Origin of the sequence: Streptomyces niphimycinicus (assembly GCF_018883605.1) — a bacterium.
GTDB classification, from domain to species: domain Bacteria; phylum Actinomycetota; class Actinomycetes; order Streptomycetales; family Streptomycetaceae; genus Streptomyces; species Streptomyces niphimycinicus.
Map to the genome: position 1 here is coordinate 1 of NZ_JAHLEM010001162.1, position 2,603 is coordinate 2,603.

The window sequence follows — 2,603 nt, forward strand, 5'->3', positions numbered from 1 at the left end:
CGTGGCCGCCGGGCCCGTGGCCGCCGGGCCCGCGCCGAGCAGCGGCGCGGGGGTGAACCAGATGTCGTTGCGGCCACGCCAGGGGCGGCCCTTGGCCACCATGCGCCGGGCGAGCGCGAGCCGTTTGGCGGTGGGCTCCACGATGCCCAGCCGGGTACGGGCGTCCCGCCCCGTCACCGTCGTCCGTACGGTCGTGTCGTCCGCCGCCAGCAGCTCGGCCAGCCGCTCCGGGGTGTCCGCGGCCAGCGTCAGCACCCGCTCCGGTTCGATGACGACGGTCGTGGCGCGCTGCGCAACCGGCACCGGCGGCTGCTCCAGCACCACATGGGCGTTGATCCCGCCGAATCCGAAGGCGTTCACGGCGGCGCGCCGTACGGGCGCCTCCCAGGGCTCGGCCGCGCCGAGCACCGAGAAGCGAGTGGCCGCCAGCGCCGGATGGGGGTCGTCGCAGTGCAGGGTGGGCAGCAGTCGGCCGTGGTGGACCGCGAGGGCGGCCTTCACCAGGCCGGCGACACCCGCGGCGGGCATGGTGTGGCCGATCATCGACTTCACCGAGCCGATGACGGCCGTCTCACCCGGAGTGCCACCAGGGCCGAACACCTCGGCCAGCGTGGTGAGTTCGGCCGTGTCCCCGGCGGGCGTGGCGGTGCCGTGCGCCTCCAGCAGCCCGATGGCGCCCGGCTCGCGCGGATCGAGGCCCGCGGCCCGCCACGCCTGTCGTACGGCCCGGGTCTGACCGCCCGGGTCCGGGTTGACCAGACCCGTTGCGCGGCCGTCGGAGGCCACACCGGTGCCGCGGATCACCGCGTAGACGCGGTCGCCGTCGCGAAGTGCGTCATCCAGCCGCTTGAGGACGACCACACCGGTGCCCTCGCCGATCAGCAGGCCGTCGGCCGCGCGATGGAAGGGCCGGATCCGCTGGCTCGGCGACAGCGCGCGCAACTGGGAGAACACGCTCCACAGGGTGATGTCGTGACAGTGGTGCACCCCGCCCGCGAGCATCACATCGCACCGGCCCGAGGCCAGCTCCCCCACCGCCTGGTCGACGGCGACGAGCGAGGAGGCGCAGGCGGCGTCCACGGTGTACGCGGGGCCGCGCAGATCGAGCCGGTTGGCGATGCGCGAGGCGGCGAGGTTGGGCACCAGGCCGATGGCCGCCTCGGGCCGGTCCGGGCCGAGCCGCTCGGTGAACGCGTCCCGCACGAGGTCGAGTTGGCCGGGGTCGAGATCGGGCAGCAGCTCGCCGAGGGTCCGTACGAGCTGGTGGGCGGTGCGCACCCGCTGGTCGAGCCGGACCAGCCCGGGGGTGAGATAGCCGCCCCGGCCCAGCACCACACCCACCCGCTGCCGGTCGGGGAGCCGGTCCTCACCGCCCGCGTCGGCGATGGCCTCCGCCGCGACGCCCAGGGCGATGAGCTGGTCGGGTTCGGTGCCGGACACCGAGTTCGGCATGATCCCGAACCGCGCGGCCTCGATCCGGGCGAACTCGTCCACGAATCCGCCCCGTCGGCAGTACACCCGGTCGGGCGCGGCGGGCGTGTCGCCACCGCCGTCCGGGGCGTAGAAACCGGCGTCCCACCGCCCGGCCGGGACGTCGCTGATGGCGTCCACGCCGCCGACCAGATTGCGCCAGTAGGTGTCCAGGTCCGGGGAGCCGGGCAGCAGCACGGACATGCCGACGATGGCCACCGGCGGCTGCCGATGCGCCTGCCCGTCCGTCACCCTCACCAGTCCGAGGCGGTGTAGACGACGGATCCCACGGACTCCTCGCCCCAGGCCAGCTCGCGCAGCAGCGCCAGCGTGCCCTCCTCGGGGTCGATGAGCGAGATGCCGCGCCGGGCGTACTCGCGGCCCAGCTCCGGTGTGACCATCCCGCCATGAGTGCCCGTCGGTGCCCAGGGGCCCCAGTGCACGGTCAGCGCCCGGCGGCCGGTGCGGTCCCGCCAGCGCGCGCCGAGGGTCTCCAGCGTGTCGTTGGCCGCCGCGTAGTCCACCTGGCCGCGGTTGCCGAGGGCGGCGGCGATGCTGCCGAACAACACGGCGAACGCCGGGGGTTCGGGCAGCTCCGCCAGCGCGTCCAGCAGCGTCCGGGCCCCCTCCACCTTGGTGGCGTACACCCGCTGGAAGGATTCGGCGGACTTCTCCGCGATCAGCCGGTCCTCGATCACACCGGCCCCGTAGACGACACCGTCCAGCCGTCCGTGGTCGGCGTGGATCTGCTTCACCGCCTGGAGCACCGCTTCGGCGTCGCGGAAGTCCACCGAGCGATAACGGACCCGGCTGCCCAGGGCGGTCAGCTCCTCGATGGTCGCGGCGACCTCCCGCCGCGCCAGGATCCGGGCGGCCTCCCGCTGGATCTCGGCAGGTCCCAGCCCGCCCCGGGCCGCGAGCGCCGCGCGCAGGGCCGTTTCGTCGCGGGCCCCGGCGGTGGCCGGGTCCTCGGGGCCGACGGGCTCCGGCGTACGGCCGAGCAGCTCGATCCGGCAGCGGGCGGCGGACGCGAGGGTGGCGGCACACCGCGCGGTGATGCCCCGCGCCCCGCCGACCAGCACCACCACCGCGTCCCGGTCCAGGCCGAGCGCGGCGGCCTCCGCCGCGCCGTC

2 protein-coding genes are annotated in these 2,603 nt (G+C 75.4%); both read right to left on the bottom strand.

Annotation, left to right across the window (positions count from 1 at the left end):
- On the bottom strand, window positions 1-1,728 hold a 1,728-nt coding region (locus KN815_RS48490), incomplete at its 3' end, for a beta-ketoacyl [acyl carrier protein] synthase domain-containing protein (protein WP_216348125.1).
- A partial coding sequence (locus KN815_RS48495; protein ID WP_216348126.1) for an SDR family NAD(P)-dependent oxidoreductase occupies window positions 1,725-2,603 on the bottom strand: 879 nt, incomplete at its 5' end. The genes KN815_RS48495 and KN815_RS48490, both read right to left, overlap by 4 nt.